The 18,572-nt window shown below is 69.7% G+C and carries 13 protein-coding genes; 4 read left to right on the top strand and 9 right to left on the bottom strand.

Going from position 1 to position 18,572, the window contains the following annotated elements:
• Positions 1-76: 76 nt before the first annotated feature.
• From yjfF to WME83_RS12165, 8 genes are all read right to left on the bottom strand, one after another.
• Positions 77-1,105 (bottom strand): galactofuranose ABC transporter, permease protein YjfF, encoded by a 1,029-nt coding sequence (gene yjfF, locus WME83_RS12200; protein ID WP_437321988.1) that lies wholly within the window; start codon positions 1,103-1,105, stop codon positions 77-79.
• On the bottom strand, positions 1,105-2,163 hold the full coding sequence (locus WME83_RS12195; RefSeq protein ID WP_437319449.1) for an ABC transporter permease: 1,059 nt from the start codon (positions 2,161-2,163) through the stop codon (positions 1,105-1,107). The genes yjfF and WME83_RS12195 overlap by 1 nt, the downstream gene beginning before the upstream one ends.
• Positions 2,160-3,683, bottom strand: a complete 1,524-nt coding sequence (locus tag WME83_RS12190) for a sugar ABC transporter ATP-binding protein (protein ID WP_437319448.1) — start codon at positions 3,681-3,683, stop codon at positions 2,160-2,162. The genes WME83_RS12195 and WME83_RS12190 overlap by 4 nt, the downstream gene beginning before the upstream one ends.
• Before the next feature lie 43 nt (positions 3,684-3,726).
• Positions 3,727-4,644 (bottom strand): ABC transporter substrate-binding protein, encoded by a 918-nt coding sequence (locus tag WME83_RS12185; protein WP_437321987.1) that lies wholly within the window; start codon positions 4,642-4,644, stop codon positions 3,727-3,729.
• A gap of 134 nt (positions 4,645-4,778) precedes the next feature.
• Positions 4,779-5,477: an L-ribulose-5-phosphate 4-epimerase gene (locus WME83_RS12180; protein ID WP_437319447.1), complete on the bottom strand. Its 699-nt coding sequence runs from the start codon at positions 5,475-5,477 to the stop codon at positions 4,779-4,781.
• Positions 5,478-5,487: 10 nt separating this feature from the next.
• Positions 5,488-6,993 carry an L-arabinose isomerase gene (gene araA / locus WME83_RS12175; protein WP_437319446.1) on the bottom strand — a complete coding sequence of 502 codons (1,506 nt, stop codon included), beginning with the start codon at positions 6,991-6,993 and terminating at the stop codon, positions 5,488-5,490.
• A gap of 11 nt (positions 6,994-7,004) precedes the next feature.
• The gene (locus tag WME83_RS12170) at positions 7,005-8,684 is read right to left on the bottom strand and encodes a ribulokinase (protein WP_437319445.1); all 1,680 of its coding nucleotides are present in this window, start codon (positions 8,682-8,684) and stop codon (positions 7,005-7,007) included.
• A gap of 150 nt (positions 8,685-8,834) precedes the next feature.
• Positions 8,835-10,442 carry a glycoside hydrolase family 43 protein gene (locus WME83_RS12165; protein WP_437319444.1) on the bottom strand — a complete coding sequence of 536 codons (1,608 nt, stop codon included), beginning with the start codon at positions 10,440-10,442 and terminating at the stop codon, positions 8,835-8,837.
• Between the two features lie 337 nt (positions 10,443-10,779).
• Between WME83_RS12165 and WME83_RS12160 the strand changes: the two genes are divergently transcribed.
• From WME83_RS12160 to WME83_RS12145, 4 genes are all read left to right on the top strand, one after another.
• Positions 10,780-11,832: a LacI family DNA-binding transcriptional regulator gene (locus tag WME83_RS12160; protein WP_437319443.1), complete on the top strand. Its 1,053-nt coding sequence runs from the start codon at positions 10,780-10,782 to the stop codon at positions 11,830-11,832.
• Between the two features lie 367 nt (positions 11,833-12,199).
• On the top strand, positions 12,200-13,891 hold the full coding sequence (locus WME83_RS12155; RefSeq protein WP_437319442.1) for a DUF1592 domain-containing protein: 1,692 nt from the start codon (positions 12,200-12,202) through the stop codon (positions 13,889-13,891).
• 31 nt (positions 13,892-13,922) lie between these two features.
• Positions 13,923-15,284 carry a DUF1552 domain-containing protein gene (locus WME83_RS12150; protein WP_437319441.1) on the top strand — a complete coding sequence of 454 codons (1,362 nt, stop codon included), beginning with the start codon at positions 13,923-13,925 and terminating at the stop codon, positions 15,282-15,284.
• A 73-nt stretch (positions 15,285-15,357) separates the two neighbouring features.
• Positions 15,358-16,734 (top strand): DUF1552 domain-containing protein, encoded by a 1,377-nt coding sequence (locus WME83_RS12145; protein WP_437319440.1) that lies wholly within the window; start codon positions 15,358-15,360, stop codon positions 16,732-16,734.
• Positions 16,735-16,834: 100 nt separating this feature from the next.
• On the opposite strand, the gene WME83_RS12140 is transcribed toward WME83_RS12145, so the two are convergent.
• Positions 16,835-18,172: a PAS domain-containing protein gene (locus WME83_RS12140; protein WP_437319439.1), complete on the bottom strand. Its 1,338-nt coding sequence runs from the start codon at positions 18,170-18,172 to the stop codon at positions 16,835-16,837.
• Positions 18,173-18,572: the final 400 nt, after the last annotated feature.

Below are 18,572 nucleotides of genomic sequence, written 5' to 3'. Positions count from 1 at the left end.
TACCCGTTCAAACCGTAGCTGGCTCCGGCGCAGGTCCGGCCATGAGCGCGAACCCGCCGTTCGCCGATGTCGGTCGTCATGGCCGCTTCGGCGTCCCGCCGGCCAGGCGCCGCTCGAAGATCCGCTGCAGCAGGCAGGAGAACAGGAGGAGGAGCCCGACGACGATCTTGGTCCACCAGGAGCTGAGCGTGCCCTCGAACATGATGAGGGTCTGGATGGTGCCGTAGATGAGCACGCCGAACAGGGTCCCGACGACCGTGCCGAAGCCGCCGGTCAGCAGGGTGCCGCCGATGACGACGGCGGCGATGGCGTCCATCTCCATCCCGCCGGCGTGCAGCGCGTAGCCGGACACCATGTAGAACGTGAAGGCGACGCCCGCCAGCGCCGAGCAGAACCCGCTCAAGGTGTAGATGAGCACCTTGGTCCTCCCCACCGGGAGGCCCATGAGCAGGGCGGATTGCTCGTTGCCGCCGATCGCGTAGACCGTGCGGCCGAAGCGCGTGTAGTGCGCGAGGTAAATCGCCGCGGCGAACAGCGCGAGCGCGATGATCACGTTCCAGGTGATCGACGTGTCGAACAGGAACGGGATGCGGTGCGACGAGACGGCGACGTAGAAGCCGTCGTGGATGGTGATCGAGTCGATGCTGATGAGGTAACAGAGCCCGCGGGTCAGGAACATGCCCGCCAGCGTGACGATGAAGGGCTGGACCTCGAAGTAGTGGATGATCACCCCCATCACGAGGCCGATGCCCGCGCCCATGGCCAGGACGAGCGGGATGACCGCCGCCGGGCTGACGCCGTGCTTCTCGACGAGCGACGCCGAGACCATCGTGGTCAGCGCGATGACCGAGCCGACCGAGAGGTCGATCCCGCCAGAGAGGATGACGAAGGTCATCCCGACGGCCGCGATCGCCAGGAAGGCGTTGTCGATGAAGAAGTTGAGGAACACCTGCAGCGAGAAGAACCCGTCGAACAGGCAAGATCCGGCGCCGAACATGAGCACGAACAGGCCGATGGTGACGGCCAGGGGCAGGTGTCGCGGGCTCAACCGGAGCGACGGCCTGGTCACGGTTGCGGTGTTCCCCGTCACGGCTGCGGTGTCCATCATGGAACGGCCACTCTCCCGGCCCGCTGCCTCCCAAGGAGGCCCCTGACCTTCTGCGATTGCAGGATGCTGACCACGAAGACGACGAGCGCCTTCACCACCAGGTTGACCTCGGGCGGGACGCCGACCGCGTAGATCGTGGTCGTGAGCGTCTGGATGATGAGGGCGCCGACCACGCTCCCCGCCAGCGTGAACTTGCCCCCGGCGAGCGACGTCCCGCCCAGGACCACGGCCAGGATGGCGTCGAGCTCGAAGAGCAGGCCCGCGTTGTTGCCGTCGGCGCTCTTGACGTTCGAGCTCACGATCAGCCCCGCGATGCCGGCGCACAGGCCGCACACCGCATAACAGGCGAAGGTGATCGAGCGCGCGCGGATCCCGGCGAGCCGCGAGGCGACCGGGCTCATGCCGATCGCCTCGATGAACATGCCGAGCGCGGTCCTGCGGGCCAGGAGCCCGAGGACGGCGCCCACACCCGCCACGATGAACAGCGACGCCGGGACGCCCAGCAAGAAGCCGTTCCCGATGGCATGGTACGGGCTGTAGTAGATCGTGATGATCTGGCCGCCCGTGATGAGCTGGGCGATGCCCCGGCCCGTGACGAGCAGGATCAGGGTCGCGATGATCGGCTGCATGCCGACCAGCGACACCAGCGCGCCGTTCCACATGCCGCAGGCCAGCGCCACGCCCAGCGCGCCGGCGAGGACGAGCGGCAGCGGGACCTGGGTCACGTCCGCCATGCCGGTCCCGCCGCTCAGCACGAGCTGGCCGCCGATCAGCGCGGCCGCGACCGCGCCCGAGATGGCGACGACCGCGCCGACGGAGATGTCGATCCCGTGCGTGGCGATCACCAGGGTGAGCCCCATGGCGATGATCATGAGCGGCGACGCGCGGTTCAGGATGTCGATGACGCTGCCGTACAGGTGGCCGTCCTTGACCGTGATCGCGAAGAACTGCGGGTTGTTGACGAGGTTGAACAGGAGGAGCAGGCCGAGCATCGCCAGCGGGAAGGAGATGCTCCTCCCGGCGAGCCGGCGCAGGGAAGCCGCCGCCGCGCTCACGCGTGCCCTCCCGCGATGATCTGGTACACCCCCTGCTCGTCGGTCTCGCCCGCGTCGAGCTCCGCCACCTTGCGCCGGTCGCGCAGGACGACGACCCGGTCCGCGTAGCGCAGCGCCTCGGCCATCTCCGAGGAGACGATCACCACCGCCATGCCCCGATCGCAGAGCTCCATGACCCGACCCATGATCTCACCTTTGGCCGCCACGTCGATGCCGCGGGTCGGCTCGTCGAGGATGAGCATGCGCGGATCGGTCGCCAGCCACCGGGCGAGGAGCGCCTTCTGCTGGTTCCCGCCGCTCAGCTTGCAGATGGGCACCTCCGCGTCGGCCGCCGCGATGCCGAGCCGCTCGATGTAGCCGCGGGCGATGCTGTCCTGTCGAGCCCGGGACAGGTTGCGGAACATGCCGCGCTTCGCCTGGAGGGCGAGGACGATGTTCTCGCGCAGCGAGAGGTCGCCGATGATGCCCTCGGACTTCCGGTCCTCGGGGCAGAACGCGAGCCCGTGCGCGATCGCGTCGAGCGGAGAGCGGATGTGCGCCTCGGCGCCGTCGATCTCGATGGTGCCCTCGTCCGCCTGGTCGACCCCGAACAGGAGCCGCGCCGTCTCCGTCTTCCCGGCGCCCAGGAGCCCCGCGAGCGCGAGCTCCTCCCCCGGCCTCACCTCGATGTCAATGTCATGGACCGAGCCCTTCTTGCCCAGTCCGCGCGCCCGCAAGAGCGGCGCGTCTCCACCCGCCGGCCGCTCCGCCCGGGGGCGCGCGGCCCGGCTCGGACCTTCGTCGCGCACCTCGCGCCCCACCATGGCCGTGATGAGCTGCAGCCGCGTCAGCTCGGCGATCGGGTACTCGCCGACCAGCTGCCCGTTCCTCAGCACCGTGACCCGGTCGGAGATCTCGAACAGCTGATCGAGGAAGTGCGAGATGAACAGGATCGCCATCCCCTGCGCCTTGAGGCGCCGGATGATCGAGAACAGCACCCGGACCTCGTCCTCGGCCAGGCTCGACGTCGGCTCGTCGAGGATGAGGATCTTGGCCCGGGCGGTCAGCGAGCGGGCGATCGCGACGATCTGCTGGACGGCGAGCGAGAACTCGGAGAGCGGCGCGGTGACGTCGATGTGAACGTTGAGATCCGCGAGCGCCGCGGCGGCCCTCCGGTGCATCTCCCCCCACCGGAGGGCGTAAGGGCTCGAGCCCTCCCGGCCGAGGCAGATGTTCTCGGCGACCGACAGGTTGGTGCAGAGGTTCACCTCCTGGAACACCGCGCTGATGCCGAGCTTCTGCGCCTCGAGCGGGCTCGTCGCCCGGATCTCCCGGCCTTCGAGGAGGATGTGCCCGCTGTCCGCGGTGTGGACGCCGGTGAGGACCTTGACCAGGGTCGACTTGCCGGCGCCGTTCTGCCCCATGAGGGCGTGCACCTCCCCCGGCAGCAGGCGGAAGTCGACCGACTGGAGCGCCTGCACTCCGGAGAACCGCTTGGAGATCGCCTTCATCTCGAGCATGGGCACGGCGTCGCTCATCATCGCACTCCTCCTCCCGGCCTCCGCGCCGAGCTCTCCGTCGCGCTCAGTACTTGCGCTTCGGGAACTCCGCGGCGGCAGTCTCCATCGGGAAGACGCCCTCCTCGGTCACGATGCGCTTGGGCAACGTCTTGCCGGCCACGAGGTCGTTCACCGCGCTCATGAGCTGCGGCCCGAGCAGGGGGCTGCACTCGACCGTCACGTTGAGCTTGCCGGCCATCATCGCCTCGAACGCGCCCTTCACCGCGTCGATCGAGATGATCAGGATGTCCTGGCCGGGCTTCAGGCCGGCCTCCTCGATGGCCTGGATCGCGCCGATCGCCATGTCGTCGTTGTGGGCGTAGAGGACGTTGATGTTCTTCCCCTCCGCCTTGAGGAACGCCTCCATGACCTCCTTGCCCTTGGCGCGGGTGAAGTCCCCCGTCTGCGAGCGGAGGATCTTGAAGTTCGGCTTGTCCTTGATGATCTCCTCGAACCCCTTCTTGCGATCGATGGCGGGGGCGGAGCCGACCGTGCCCTGCAGCTCGACGATGTTGACGGTGCCCTGCTGGTCCTTCGTCTTCTCGACCAGCCACTTCGCCGCGCGGCGGCCCTCCTCGACGAAGTCCGACCCCATGAAGGTGACCCAGAGGCTGTCGTCCTTCGTGTCCACGGCGCGATCGGTCAAGATGACCGGGATCTTGGCCGCCTTGGCCTCGCGCAGGACGGGCTCCCAGCCGGTCTCGACCACGGGCGAGAACGCGATGACGTCCACCTTCTGAGCGATGAACGACCGGATGGCCTTGATCTGGTTCTCCTGCTTCTGCTGCGCGTCGGAGAACTTGAGCTCGATCCCCGCGGCCTTGGCGGCCTCCTCGATCGACTTCGTGTTCGCCGTCCGCCACTCGCTCTCAGCGCCGATCTGCGAGAACCCCAGCGTGATCTTCTTCTTCTCCGACTGACAGCCCAGCCCACCCAGAATCATCGACAGTCCAGCCAGGACCATCACCGCCACCGCGGCGACACGGCTCCTCATCATGGCGCAGCTCCTTTCCGCTCCATCCTATCCACATCTCATCCGCGGAACACTCGCTCGTACTGGCCCCGCGGTGTCGGGCCTTACTTCTGGCCGTAATACGCGCCCTTGCCGTGCTTCCGCTCGAAGTGCTTGCGCACGAGCACGTCCGGGAGGCGCGCGGCGCCCGGGTGGATCGTGCGGGTGATGAACGCCATCCGCGCGATCTCCTCGAGCACCGCCGCGTTGTACACCGCCTTGTCGGCGTCCTCTCCCCACGCGAAGGGGGCGTGTCCCGCCACCAGCACCATCGGTGTGTGGAGCGGGTTCCGCTCCGCGAAGCACTCGAGGATCTGCCTGCCGGTCTCGGTCTCGTAGTCGCCCTGCACGGCGTCCGGCCGCATCACCGCGGTGCACGGCACGTCCTCGGCCAGGTGATCGGCGTGGGTCGTCCCGTAGATCGGGATCGGCATGCCCGTCTGCGCCCAGCCGGTCGCGTAGGTCGAGTGGGTGTGGACGATGCCGCCCACCCCGCGGAAGTTCGTGTAGAGGACGATGTGCGTCCGGGTATCCGAGGAAGGTCGGAGTCGCCCCTCGACCACGTTTCCCTCGAGATCGACCACCACCATGTCGTCGATCGACAGCCGGTCGTACGGCACGCCGCTCGGCTTGATGGCCAGGACGCCCCGGTCGCGGTCGAACGCCGAGACGTTGCCGAACGTGTAGATCGCGAGCCCTCGGCGCGGGATCTCCAGGTTCGCCGCCCAGGCGCGCTCTCGCAGCTCTCGGTAGGTCGCGCTCACGTCAGGTCCCTCAGCGCGACAGCCGGTAGGCGAGGTCGTTCCAGCGCAGCTCGTTCTTCAGCGCGTGGATGTCGGTCCCGACCCCGATGCGGATCAGCTCCACGCCGGCGATCGACGCGAAGTCCTCCAGGTGCTCCATCGTCACGGCGCGGCTGTGCGCGCAATGATGAGCGCCCCCCGCGAGGATCCAGGCCTCGCACGCGCGCTTGAAGTCCGGCTTCGGGATCCACACCGCGCGCGCCACGGGCAGGTTCGGCATCTCCTCCTCGGGCGGCACCGCCTCGAGCTCGTTCGCGACCATCCGCATGCGGCCGCCAAGGTCGATCATGGACACGTTCACGGCCGGACCGGTCCCGGAGTCGAAGACCAGCCGGCACGGGTCCGATTTGCCGCCGATGGAGAGCGGGTGGATCTCCAGCGACGGCCGCCCCGCGGCGATCGTCGGGCAGATCTCGAGCATGTGGGCGCCGAGGACCCGCTCCTTCCCGTCGACGAGGTGATAGGTGTAGTCCTCCATGAACGAGACGCCGCCGCGCAGCCCGGTCGCCATGACCTTCAGCGCGCGGACGAGGCCGCACGACTTCCAGTCGCCCTCGGCGCCGAAGCCGTAGCCGTCGGCCATGAGCCGCTGCACCGCGAGGCCGGGGAGCTGCTTGAGCCCGTGCAGATCCTCGAACGTCGTCGTGAACCCGCCGAAGCCGCCCTCCTTCAGGAAGGAGCGCAGCGCCGCCTCCTGCCTCGCCGCGTAGCGCAGATCGTTGCGGCGCGCGCCGCCCTTCCTCAGCGCGGGAGCGACCGAGTACGCCTCGTCGTACTCCGCCACCAGGCGATCGACCTCGGCCTCGTCCACGTCCGCGATCCGCCCGACGAGATCGCCCACGCCGTAGCCGTTCACCGACCACCCCAGCTTGACCTGCGCCTCGACGCGGTCCCCGCCAGTGACGGCCACCTCGCGCATGTTCATGCCGCCGAAGCGGGCGATCTTGAGCCGCCGCGCGTCCACCATCGCGCACGCCGCGCGCGCCCAGACGTCGAGCTTGGCGAGCACGTCGTCGTCCTTCCAGTGCCCGACCACGACCTTCCGCTCGATGCGCAGGCGCGCGCCGATGTACCCGAACTCGCGATCTCCGTGGGCGGACTGGTGCAGGTTCATGAAGTCCATGTCGATGCTCCCCCAGGGGAGCTCGCGCCCGTGCTGCGTGTGCAGGTGAGCGATGGGCTTCTCCAGCCGCGAGAGCCCCGCGATCCACATCTTCGCGGGCGAGAACGTGTGCATCCACGTGATCACGCCGGCGCACCGCGGCGCCGCGTTCGCCTCGCGGCACACGGCGAGGATCGCCTCGGGGCTCTTCAGCGTCGGCTTCCAGACGACCTTGACCGGGAGCTTGCCCGAGGCGTCGAGATACCCGGCGATCTCCCGCGCGTGCTCGGCGACCTGCTTCAGCGTGTCCTCGCCGTAGAGGTCCTGGCTGCCGGTCAAGAACCAAACCTCGAAGCTCTCCCGAAGATCCTGCATCGCGACACCGCTCATTGCGTCAGCTCCTCTTCCACGAACGATCCGAGCTCGACATAATCCCTGTACAGCGCGTCATAGAGCCTGGCGCGCGCGGGATCCGGTCGATAACGGGCCTCGGTCCCGGAGGACATCGCGCGCTGCGCGTCCTCGATCGTGGCGTGCAGGCCCGCCGCCGTCGCGGCGAACATCGCCGCGCCCAGGGCGACCGGCTGCTCGCCGGCGCGGACCTCGACGGTCATGTCGAGCACGTCCGCGAGGACCTGCATGGTCAAGGGGCTCTTGCGCGCGACCCCTCCGATTCCGATGATGCCGTCGATGCGGATCCCCTGCGCGCGGAAGCGCTCGACGATGGCGCGCGAGCCGAAGGCGATCGCCTCGACCAGCGCGCGGTAGATCCGCGGCGCGTCGGTGCCCAGATCGAGGCGGGCGATCGCCCCCTGGAGCCGCTGGTCCGCGTCCGGCGTCCTCCGCCCGTTGAACCAGTCGAGCGCGACGACCGAGCTCCGCGACGGCGGGATCTCCGCGGCGGCCTTGTCCAGCGCGGGGATGATCCGGTCCATGATCGCCTCGGCGAGCGCCGCCCGGCCGGGATCGCCGGCCGCCGGGGCGTCCGGCTGGATCGCGAGGAGCGGCCAGCTGAGCAGCTGCTTGAACCACGCGAAGACGTCGCCGAAGGCGGACTGCCCTGCCTCGTAGCCGATCGCGCCGGGGAGGATCGAGCCGTCCACCTGGCCGCAGATCCCGGCGACGAGGACCTCGGGCGCGTCCGTCTTCGGGGCGACGAGCATGTCGCACGTGCTCGTGCCCATCACCTTGAGCAGGTGGTGAGGCTGGATGTCGCCGCCCACCGCGCCCATGTGCGCGTCGAAGGCGCCGACGCCCACGACGACGTCCCCCGGGATGCCGAGCGTCGCGGCCCACGCGGGCGAGATCGTCCCGAAGGGCGCGTCCGCGGTGAAGGTGCGCGAGCCGAGGGTGGCCCTGAGCGCGGACAGCCGCGGGCTCAGCCGCGCCAGGAAATCGCTCGACGGATACCCGTCGAACTCCGGGTGCCACATCGCCTTGTGGCCCGCGGCGCAGCGGCTCCGCCGGATCCGCCCGAGGTCCTCGGTGCCGGTGAGGACCGCGGGGATCCAGTCGCAGTGCTCGATGAGGGTGACCGCCGCGCGCGCCACCGCCGGGTTGGTCTCGATGACGTGGAGCGCCTTCGCCCAGAACCACTCGGAGGAGTACACGCCCCCCGAGAACTTCGTGTAGTCCGGGCCGCCCCAGGTGCGGGCGAGCTCGTTGATCCGCGCCGCCTCGGCCACGGCGGTGTGGTCCTTCCAGAGGATGAACATCGCGTCCGGATCCTCCTCGAAGCCAGGGAGCAGCGAGAGCGGCCTGCCCTTCGCGTCGGCCAGGACCGGCGTCGAGCCGGTGGTGTCGACCGAGATCCCGCGCACGCGCGCGGCCACGTCGCCGCCCGCCTGCTCCAGGGCCGATCGGATCGACGACTCCATCGCAGAGAGGTAGTCGAGCGGATGCTGGCGAAACCGGTGCTCGCGCGGGTCGCAATAACGACCTTGCGCCCAGCGCGGGTAGGGCGCGACCGCTGCCCCCGCGAGCGCGCCGTCGCGCGCGTCCACGACGACCGAACGGACGGAGTCGGTGCCGAAATCGATCCCGATGACGAAGGTCCCAGTGCTCATGACGACCTGCTCATGGCCAATCCGAAGTGACGATGTTTCAATGTGAACGTTAACATCTTCGATGTCAACAACAATCGCCGTGCCGCTCCTGCGGCTCGGCTCCCGGGCGGGCGAGCTCGTCTGACCGGCGCGTCGAGCGCGGCGCCGCGATCACTTGAACTGAAAATAATCCAGGTTGAGCAGAGGATCAGAACCGCTACCGGTGAAGCGTAGACAGATATCGTGGACTCCCGGCGGAACCGGAGCCGCGCACTCGACATCCGTCCACGCCTGCCAGCCTCCCGTGGGGCCGACCGCGCACACGCCGATGCGCTCGCCCGGCGTGTCGGTGAACCCCTCGCAGCCGCCCAGCAGCACCTCGATCGAGCCGCCGGCGGTCGAGCCCGAGGACACGCGCGCATGGAAGGTCTCGGTGCCGCCGCCGAAGTCGAGCTGCGAGTACCCGATCCAGTCCTGGTTGTTGATCCAGCCCACGGCGACCCCGGCCCGCGCGCCGCCCTCTTGCACGACGTCGACCTCGATGCCGCGCTGAGCGGCCATGGTCTCCGCCTCCATGCGGGCGCGCGCGTTGACGCTCTTCAGCTGAGCCACCCTGCCCTTCGTGGCGGACACCTGGACGATCTTGCCCTGCGCGTCGTACATCAGGTTGTCGACCGTGATGCTGCGCTGGTAGTTCGAGAAGCCGTCGCGCTTCGCGAGCACGCGGTTGTGGAAGAAGATGTACCAGTTGCCCTGGTACTCGACGATCGAGTGGTGGTTGTTGTCGCCGTTGTTGTCGGCCGGGCTCGGCAGGATGGTCCCTGCGTAGGTGAACCCGGTCATCGGGTTGTCGCTCATCATGTAATCGATGTACGCGGCGTGGCCCGTGAAGTCAGTCGAGTACGAGAAGTAGTATTTCCCGTCGCGCTTGTGCATGAACGACGCCTCGAAGAAGGCCGGCGCCTTGATGGTCGTCGCCGACGCGTCCGCGAGGCTGATCATGTCCCGGCCGAGGCGGATGACGCGAGCATTGTCGCCCGTGCCGGTCGGACCTCCGCCGAAATAGAGGTACGCCTGGCCGTCATCGTCGATGAAGCACGTGGGGTCGAAGAGCCAGTCCACGTCCCCGACGCCCGGCGTGCTCTTCGAGATGAGCGGCTTGCCCAGCGCTTCCTTGAACGGGCCTCCCGGCGTGTCGGAGACCGCGACCCCGATCCCGCTCCCCGAGTCCGGGAAGTACAGATAGTATTTTCCGTTAGCCTCGCTGTAGCAGCAGTCCGGGGCGTACAGGTACCTGGCCCACGTGTCCGCCGCGGCCAGCGCGACCCCGTGATCCTGCCAGTTCACGAGGTCGTCCGACGAGAAGACGTGGTAGTCGACCATCGAGTAGCCCGACTGGTCGTCGGGGTCGTGGGACGCATAGATGTACACGCGCCCCTCGAACACGTGCGCCGACGGATCCGCCGTGAAGATGTGGCTCACGATCGGGTTCCGGGCGTACCCGTTCGCCACGCCGGGGGGAGCGCCGCCGGCGCCGGCGCCGCCGCCGCCGGTCGCATCGGCCCCGCCCGTCGTCGCTCCGCCGCCGGTGCCGCCCGTCGTGGAGACGGCGGCGCTGGCCGTCGAGGCGCCGCCGGTGCTGACGGTCGTGCCCTCGGCGGAGCCGCCCTGACCTCCTCCCGTCGAGGTCCCCGGGGTGTCGAGGGGTCCGGCGCAGCTCGGCGCCGAGAGGGCAGCAGCAAACATCAACGAAGAACGAACGAGTCTCCTCATGGTCATCGTGGCTCCTGGTCCCGGCCTCGCTCGCCCCTCCCGCGCGCGGCTGGGCTGCCCCACGGCGACGGCCGAACGGCGTCGGTGCCGGACGGGCCGGCAGCGACGGTCCAGGCACGCATGGCGGCCCGCTCAGGGCAAAGCCGAAGGATGAGACGCCATTGTGAACGTTCACATGGCCGAAGTCAACCTTGATCCCGCCCGCCGCTGCTGAGCCCGGGGCCCGACGGCGGCTGGCGCATCGCTCCTGGAGCGGCGCGTCAAGCCGGCGGGCGGGCGACGCGCCGCGGTCGTGTTCGATGTGGATTCCAATCCGTCCGTTCACGACTAAGCTCCCGCTCCGATGGCTGAGAACTCCCCTCCAGAGCGGCGCGTCAAGCGAGGCGGGCGCCGCGCCGCGGTCATGGTCGACGTGGCCAAGCTCGCCGGCGTCTCGCACCAGACCGTCTCGCGGGTCCTGCACGACAGCCCCCACGTGCACCGCGAGACGCGGGAGCGCGTGCTCGAAGCGATCCGCCAGCTCGACTACCGCCCGAGCTCCGTGGCGCAGGCGCTCGTCACCGGGCGCTCGCGGACGCTGGGCGTGGTCAGCTTCGACACGACGCTCTACGGTCCGGCGTCGACGCTCCTCGGGCTCGAGGAGGCGGCGCACGACGCCGGGTACGGCGTCAGCATCGCCAGCGTCAAGTCCCTTAGCCGCACGTCGGTGGTGGACGCGGTGAAGCGGCTGTGCGACCAGGGCGCCGACGGCGTCGTGGTCATCGCCCCGCAGCGGTCGGCGGTGGACGCGCTCCGCCACATCACCTCCGACGTGCCGGTGGTCGCCGTCGAGGGCGGGCCGGACGACTCGATCCCGGTGGTCGCCGTCGACCAGCACGGCGGCGCGGCGGCCGCGACCCGCCACCTCCTCGACCTGGGCCACAAGACGGTGTGGCACATCGCCGGTCCGCCCGACTGGCTCGAGGCCGACCAGCGCATCGACGGCTGGCGTTCGACGCTCGTCGCCGCCGGCGTCGAGCGGCCCCCTCTCCTGCGCGGCGACTGGAGCGCCCGCTCGGGGTACGAGCTCGGCCCGCAGCTGGTGCGCACGCCGGGCATCACCGGCGTGTTCGTGGCCAACGACCAGATGGCGCTCGGCCTGCTCCGGTATCTGCACGAGGCCGGGCGCGACGTGCCGAAGGACATCAGCATCGTCGGCTTCGACGACATCCCGGAGGCCGCCTACTTCACGCCGCCGCTCACCACCGTGAACCAGGATTTTTCCGCGCTCGGGCGAAGGTGCCTCCACCTCCTGCTCGGTCAGATCGAGAGCGGCCACCGCTCCTATGCGCACGTCGTGGTCGAGACCAAGCTGGTCGTGCGCAAGAGCACGGCCGCGGCCCCCCGGAATCGCTGAGCGCGCACGGGCCTCCGGCGTAGGCCCGCCGGCCCGGTCCTCCACCGGGTCCGGGCGCGGACGCGCCGTCACATTTGTTTTGACATCGGCCATGTGAACGTTCACATTCTCCCCAGGGGTATTCTTTCGCTTTGCCCCGGAGGAGGCCGCTGCGCGTACCGGGCCCTCCATCCTCGGGATCGGGATCGATCCGCGCGCCGACACCGCTCGCACGGTCGTCGCGCAAGCGATCGCTGACGGTGATCGACGTTGTGCCCAGGTCACGCCGGGCGAGGTGCGGTTCGAGGTGCGTGCAGCAGCCCGGAGGCAGGATCGCCCGCCGTGGGCTCCCGTGCGTCGTCACTCCCTTACGTTATCGGAGAGCAAGATGAAGAAGCCGTGGTGGCACGAGCGCCGTACTTCAAGAGAGATCGCCGCTGTGTGCACGCTCGCGTTCGCGGCCGCGTGCACGGGCACGCTGGGTGATGACTCGACGGACGACGATGGGACGTCCCCCCCCGGAAGCGATGGACCGTCGACGGGCTCGGCTCCTCCGCCGTTCCAGCCCGCGGCCGGGATGCTGCGCCGTTTGACGAGAACGCAGTTCCGCAACGCGGTGCGCGACGTGTTCGACGTGGAGGTCGATGTCAACAAGCTCGACTCCGACAGCTGGAACGGGAATTTTGCGGTCATCGGCGCCGCGACCGTCGTGACCTCGGAACGAGGCGTCGAGCAGTACCACACGGCCATCGAGGACGCCGTGAACACGGTGTTCGCGGATTCCGCGAGGCGGGACCGATTCATCGGTTGCGCGCCCAGCGGCGCGCAGGACGACGCTTGCGTGCGCGGTTTCATCGAGACGCAGGGGCGCCGAGCGTGGCGCCGCCCGCTCGAGGCCGCGGAGGTCGACCGGCTCGCGGGGGTCGCGGCGACGGCCGCGACCGAGCTCGGGAGCGCCGTCGAGGGTGCCCGCTGGGCGACGGTGGCCCTCTTCACGTCGCCGAACTTCCTGTATCGCCCGGAGCTCGGAGCGCCGAGCGCCAGCGGGTCGCTCCGCCTGACGGGCTACGAGATGGCGTCCCGGCTCGCGTTCCTGGTGTGGAACAGCCTGCCGGACAAGGAGCTGCTCGACCAGGCCGAGAGCGGCGCCCTCGAGACGGTGGAGGGGGTCCGTGGAGCGGCGACGCGGCTGCTCGACACGCCGGCTGGGCGCGAGGCCGTCGGCGCGTTCGCCGAGGAGTACATGCGGCTCGAGCGGATCGGCACGCAGGCCAAGGACACGGAGCTATTTCCGGAGTACGGCCCCGCGCTGCAAGAGGCGATGGTCCGCGACATGCGAGGCACCTGGGAGGTCCTCGCGTTCGACGATCAGGCGAGCGCGCTCGACCTGTTCTCGACCACGAAGGTCGTCGTCAACACGGAGCTCGCCGAGCTCTACGGCCTCGACACGACCGGCCTCAGCTCGGACAGCTTCAAGGTCCGCTCGTTGCCCGCGGACGGCCCGCGCATCGGGATCCTCGGCAAGGCGGGCTTCCTCTCGCAGTTCGCGAACCAGAAAGAGGGCTCCCCCACCCTGCGCGGCAGGTTCATGAGCGAGGCCCTTCTGTGCAAGACCATCCCGTTGCCCCCCGGCGACGTCGACATCGTCCTCGACGAGCCGACTGCGGATATGCCCCTCACCAAGCGTCAGCGGCTCGAGCGCCACCGGACCGACCCCACCTGCGCCGGCTGCCATGCGTTCATGGACCCCTTGGCCCTGCCGCTCGAGAACTTCGACGCGATCGGCCGCTACCGCACGACCGACCACGGCCTGCCGATCGACCCGAGCGGATCGTTCGACAAGCAGCCGGTCGCCGACGCGCGCGAGCTCGGCGAGGCCATCGGCTCGAACGAGAAGGTCGCGCAATGCCTCGTCCGCAAATACTACACGTACGCGGCGGGGCACGAGGAGCGAGACGTCGACGGCAGCGTCGTCAACGAGCTGAGCGCTTCGTTCGAGGCGTCGGGGTTCCAGCTGCGCGAGCTGGTCCTCGACGTCGTGACGAGCAAGGCCTTTTCGTCCGTCGCCCCCCAACGCTAATCGCAGGGTGCTCCCCATGACGCTTAAAGCTTTGAATCGACGAACCGTACTCCGGGGCATGCTGGCGACGGGCGCCGCCGTCACCATCCCGCTCCCCCTGCTGGAGATCATGCTGAACCAGAGCGGCACGGCGTACGCTCAGCCGAACACCCCGGTGTCGCCGCTCTACGTCACCTGGTTCTTCGGCAACGGCACCCTGCCCGGCCGCTGGAAGCCGGCGCGCACGGGCTCCGGCTCGGCCTGGGAGCTCAGCCCCGAGCTCCAGCCGCTCGCCGACCACAAGTCGCACCTCACCGTGATCAGCGGCCTCGAGAACAAGCTCGTCGTGTCCGGCCTCGAGCACCCCACGGGTTCGGCCGGGGCCACGACCGGCGCGCCGCTCGGCGGCAACGCCGTGCGGGCCGCCTCCATCGACCAGATCGTCGCGGACGTCATCTCGGAGGGGGCGCCGTACCGCTCTCTCGAGGTGGGGTTGACGCCGGCGACGCCGGGAGGCCCTCAGGACTCGCTGCATACGGTCTCGCACCGGGGGCCGAACTCGCGCAACAACCCGGAGTTCGACCCGAAGGCCGTGTTCAACCGGTTGTTCATGGGCACATCGCCCGCGCCCAGCGACCCGCAGGCGGAGCAGGCCGCGAAGCTCGCGCGGGTCCGGAAGAGCGTGCTCGACTCCGTCCTGGAAGACGGCGCGAGCCTGCAGCAGCGGCTCGGCGCGGCCGACAAGCAACGCGTGGAGCAGCACCTCGACGCGATCCGCGCCATCGAGCGGCGCCTCGAGACGACGGCCCCCGGCGACGGCACGCCAGCGGCGTGCAGCAACCCGGCGGCCCCCGCCGTCGGCAAGGACGTGCAGAGCGAGGCGCCCCCGGCGGTGAACACCGCCATGGTCGAGCTCTCGGCGCTCGCCCTCGCCTGCGAGAGGACCCGCGTCCTCTCGTTCATGTTCTCGCTGCCCGCCGCGCACGTCTACTACCGGCACCTCGCGCAGGACATGAACGACGACTTCCACGACACCATCTGTCACGGGGATCCCGGCGACCAATCCAGCCAGCCGCGCGTCGACAAGGGCGTGATTTACACGATGCGCTGCCTCAACGAGTTCTTGACGAAGCTCAAGAATACGCCGCACGGCAGCTCGAACCTGCTCGACAGCTCGCTCGTGTTCGTCACGTCCGACACCGCCTGGGGCAAGACCCACTCGAGGACGGAATGGCCGGTGCTCTTCGCGGGCAAGGCCGGCGGGCGGCTGCGCGGCGACGAGCACCACAACTTCCCCGGCGACAACCTGAGCAAAGCGCTCCTCACGGTCGCCAAGATCATGGGCTCGAAGGCGACCGAGCTCGGCATCGACGCGGGGCGGGTCAACTCACCGCTCCAAGGCATCCAGGTCTGAGCGCGGCGCAGCTCGGAGCGGGCGCTCCGCCCGCGCTCGCCAACCCGTCACCCCGAATCGCACGGTGTTCCCCATGGCGATCAAAGCTTTGAATCGACGAACCGTACTCCGGGGCATGCTGGCGACGGGCGCCGCCGTCACCATCCCGCTCCCGCTGCTGGAGATCATGCTGAACCAGAGCGGCACGGCGTACGCTCAGCCGAACACCCCGGTGTCGCCGCTCTACGTCACCTGGTTCTTCGGGAACGGCACCCTGCCCGGCCGCTGGAAGCCGGCGCGCACGGGCTCCGGCTCGGCCTGGGAGCTCAGCCCGGAGCTCCAGCCGCTCGCCGACCACAAGTCGCACCTCACCGTGATCAGCGGCCTCGAGAACAAGCTCGTCGTGTCCGGCCTCGAGCACCCCACGGGGTCGGCGGGGGCGACGACCGGCGCGCCGCTCGGCGGCAACGCCGTGCGGGCCGCCTCCATCGACCAGATCGTCGCGGACGCCATCTCGGAGGGGGCGCCGTACCGCTCTCTCGAGGTGGGCGTGACGCCGGCGACGCCGAACGGCCCCCAGGACTCGCTGCACACGATCTCGCACCGGGGGCCGAACTCGCGCAACAACCCGGAGTTCGACCCGAAGGCCGTGTTCAACCGGTTGTTCATGGGCACGTCGCCCGCGCCCAGCGACCCGCAAGCGGAGCAGGCCGCGAAGCTCGCGCGGGTCCGGAAGAGCGTGCTCGACTCCGTCCTGGAAGACGGCGCGAGCCTGCAGCAACGGCTCGGGGCGGCCGACAAGCAACGCGTGGAGCAGCACCTCGAGTCGATCCGCGCCATCGAGCGGCGCCTGGTGACGACGGTTCCCGGCGACGGCACGCCGACGGCGTGCAGCAGCCCGGCGGCCCCCGCCGTCGGCAAGGACATGCAGAGCGAAGCCCCCCCGGCGGTGAACACCGCCATGGTCGAGCTCTCGGCGCTCGCCCTCGCCTGCGAGAGGACCCGCGTGCTCTCGTTCATGTTCTCGCTGCCCGCCGCGCACGTCTACTACCGGCACCTCGCGCAGGACATGAACGACGACTTCCACGACACCATCTGTCACGGGGATCCCGGCGACCAATCCAGCCAGCCGCGCGTCGACAAGGGCGTGATTTACACGATGCGCTGCCTCAACGAGTTCTTGACGAAGCTCAAGAATACGCCGCACGGCAGCTCGAACCTGCTCGACAGCTCGCTCGTGTTCGTCACGTCCGACACCGCCTGGGGCAAGACCCACTCGAGGACGGAATGGCCGGTGCTCTTCGCGGGCAAGGCCGGCGGGCGGCTGCGCGGCGACGAGCACCACAACTTCCCCGGCGACAACCTGAGCAAAGCGCTCCTGACGGTCGCCAAGATCATGGGCTCGAAGGCGACCGAGTTCGGCATCGACGCGGGGCGGGTCAACGCACCGCTCCAAGGCATCCAGGTCTGAGCGCGGCGCAGCTCGGAGCGGGCGCTCCGTCCGCGCTCGCCCGTGCGTGACCGCGAGGCCGGGCGCGGCCTGCCAGCGCCGGCGGCGCCGGCTCGGTCGCTCAACGGGCAGCGCGCCGACGCTCCATGGGCCGGAGCGCGTGGGCGATGCCGCTCTGCAAGCTGCTCAGCGTGACGATGCCGGAGAGGTCCGCGCCGAGCTCGATCAGGGCCCTCGCCACCTCCGGGCGGATGCCCGTGAGCACCACGCGCGTGCCGAGCATCTGGGCGGCGCGCGCGATCCGCGTCAGCGCCTCGGCGACGAGCGCGTCGACGGCGCGCACGCCGGTGATGTCCAGGAGCGCAGTATGGGCGCGCTGGCTGCTGATCCCGGCGAGCAGCGTCTCCATGACCTGCCCCACCCGCGCGCGGTCGAGCGTTCCGACGAGCGGCATGGCCAGGACGCCGTCGGCGAGCGGGACGAGCGGCGTCGAGAGCTCCCGGAGGGTCTCCTGCTGCGCGGCGATGATCTGCTCCTGCAGCGCGGCCCGCTCGGCCTCCGAGCGCCTCAGGTCGGTGTCCTCTCTCACGACGCCGCCGACGCCGACCAGCTCGCCGCGCTCGTTGCGAACGGGGAATTTGACCGTGGAGAAGTAGTAATTCTGGCTGCCGTAGTCCAGCACCTCTTCGTACCGCATCGGCCGTCCGCTCGCGAGGACCTCCCGCTCCTTCGCCACGATCGCGTCGGCGACGCCGGGCGGCGTGGCGCCGAACTCATGCTCGTCCTTGCCGAGGAACTCGATGGCGTGCCGCCCGAGCGCGCGCGCGTAATGGCGGTTGACGAACACGTACCGCCCCTCCGCGTCCTTGATGAACATGACGTTCGGCGAGTTGTCCACGAGCTGCAGGAGGAGCTGGTAGCGCTCGTGCACCAGGCGCTCTCTCCGCCGCGGGTCGTCGCCGTCATCCACGATGGCCGCGATCTCTCGGACGCCGCCTCGCTCGTCGCGCAGCACGGCATAGGTCCACCGGCAGGTGATCGCGTCTCCCGCTCTCGTCCTGCCCGCGCTCGTGGTCGTGGCGAAGAAGCTCTCGCCAGCGTCGTGGTCGAACGCCTGCGCCGCCTGGGGCGACACCGGATCCGCGGCCACGAGGTCGGAGAGGCGGCGGCCCACGGCCTCGCCCTCGCGCCAACCGAAGAGCCCCTCGGCGCCGTCGTTCCAGCGCGTCACGGTGCCATCCAGGCGCCAGTTGACCAGCGCCGGCGCCTGCGTGGCGCCCCGCGCGAACGGCGCGCCGAGGTACGCCGCTGCCGCGCTGACCAGCCCTCGCTCGCGCGCGAGCTCACCGCGCAGCGTGGCCAGCTCCTTCTCCAGCTCTTCGACGCGCGCGCGCAGCGCCGCGCTCTCTGCCTCGTGGTCGATATAACCATCGATGCGCACGGACATCCCGCTCGGCATGGGGATCCCGCCGAGCTGGTGAGGCCCGCCCGCCGAGCTCGCTGCTCCCGAGTGGCGATCTCCTCCGGATCTCCCGTGCGCGTCTGCGCGTCCGCTCGGTCCGGACGTGCTCTCGCTCCTGTCGCGGCTCATGCTCGCCCCTTCGCGCGCTGCTCCGAAAGCGCGTTGTCCGTAGTGTAACGGACTTGCAAGTCGAGATCCCACCAAAAATCCGACTTGGCACCGCCGGCGGACAGCGGGCGCGTCGGTCGATTGGCGTTGACACCGATCATGTTAGCGTTCACAATCGGCCAAAGCGGTATCCTTTTGCTTCGCCTCGGTGGGCCTTCGTGCACCCGAGGACTTCGTCGTCCGATCGATTCCGGCGCCGGCTCCGTGCGCCCGGCGGTGCGCGCCGCGA

It is taken from the genome of Sorangium sp. So ce385 (assembly GCF_051474135.1).
In the GTDB taxonomy this organism is placed as follows: Bacteria; Myxococcota_A; Polyangia; order Polyangiales; family Polyangiaceae; genus Sorangium; species Sorangium cellulosum_D.
Note: the sequence above shows the minus strand (reverse complement) of the source record. Positions and strands in the feature narration are given on the sequence as shown.

Excerpts from the sequence above, each read along its gene's own strand:
- yjfF (WP_437321988.1), bottom strand. The coding sequence starts at position 1,105 with ATGGACACCGCAGCCGTGACGGGGAACACCGCAACCGTGACCAGGCCG.
- WME83_RS12190 (WP_437319448.1), bottom strand. The coding sequence starts at position 3,683 with ATGATGAGCGACGCCGTGCCCATGCTCGAGATGAAGGCGATCTCCAAG.
- WME83_RS12185 (WP_437321987.1), bottom strand. The coding sequence starts at position 4,644 with ATGATTCTGGGTGGGCTGGGCTGTCAGTCGGAGAAGAAGAAGATCACG.
- araA (WP_437319446.1), bottom strand. The coding sequence starts at position 6,993 with ATGCAGGATCTTCGGGAGAGCTTCGAGGTTTGGTTCTTGACCGGCAGC.
- WME83_RS12170 (WP_437319445.1), bottom strand. The coding sequence starts at position 8,684 with ATGAGCACTGGGACCTTCGTCATCGGGATCGATTTCGGCACCGACTCC.
- WME83_RS12165 (WP_437319444.1), bottom strand. The coding sequence starts at position 10,442 with ATGACCATGAGGAGACTCGTTCGTTCTTCGTTGATGTTTGCTGCTGCC.
- WME83_RS12160 (WP_437319443.1), top strand. The coding sequence starts at position 10,780 with ATGGCTGAGAACTCCCCTCCAGAGCGGCGCGTCAAGCGAGGCGGGCGC.
- WME83_RS12155 (WP_437319442.1), top strand. The coding sequence starts at position 12,200 with ATGAAGAAGCCGTGGTGGCACGAGCGCCGTACTTCAAGAGAGATCGCC.
- WME83_RS12145 (WP_437319440.1), top strand. The coding sequence starts at position 15,358 with ATGGCGATCAAAGCTTTGAATCGACGAACCGTACTCCGGGGCATGCTG.
- WME83_RS12140 (WP_437319439.1), bottom strand. The coding sequence starts at position 18,172 with ATGCCGAGCGGGATGTCCGTGCGCATCGATGGTTATATCGACCACGAG.